Annotated in this window: 2 protein-coding genes; both read left to right on the top strand. The window is 46.2% G+C overall.

The annotated features are described in order from the left end of the window. Nucleotides 1-65 precede the first annotated feature (65 nt). Nucleotides 66-338, top strand: a complete 273-nt coding sequence (gene mbhE, locus E3E37_RS11075; RefSeq protein WP_167717400.1) for a hydrogen gas-evolving membrane-bound hydrogenase subunit E — start codon at nucleotides 66-68, stop codon at nucleotides 336-338. Beyond that, the coding region (locus tag E3E37_RS11070) for an MnhB domain-containing protein (RefSeq protein WP_305849830.1) at nucleotides 335-448 on the top strand (114 nt) is incomplete at its 3' end. The genes mbhE and E3E37_RS11070, both read left to right, overlap by 4 nt.

Here is a 448-nt window from a genome sequence, read left to right as displayed (position 1 = left end):
GCGTGTCTAACAACGGCAATGTATCTGCTGGCAATAAAGAACACCACTGATGAGGAGGTGATAGAATGAGGACTTCTCTTGGATTACTGGCTTTCCTCGGCTTCACGCTCTTCCTACTTGCAGCAATGATTAGCCTCAGGCCCTTTGGAGAGCCTCCTCACAGAGAGATGGATGATTGGTTCATAACCCATGCTCAAATTGAAGCCTCAGCTAACAACGTCGTTACGAGCATAGTCTTTGATTACAGAGGTTTCGATACTCTTGGTGAGGCAACTGTTCTGTTTACAGCAGTTTCTGGAGTTTTAATGGTGCTGCGTAGAAGGGAGGTGAAAGGATGACAACGACTATCATAAAGACTACAACCAAGATATTAGCACCCTTGATACTCATCTTTGGAAGCTACATAATCCTCCACGGTCACCTTACACCGGGAGGCGGTTTTCAGGGA

Source organism: Thermococcus sp. ES12 (genome assembly GCF_012027515.1).
Classification (GTDB): domain Archaea; phylum Methanobacteriota_B; class Thermococci; order Thermococcales; family Thermococcaceae; genus Thermococcus; species Thermococcus barossii.
The sequence above is the reverse complement of the archived record's forward strand: the minus strand, read 5'-3'. Positions and strand labels throughout refer to the sequence as shown.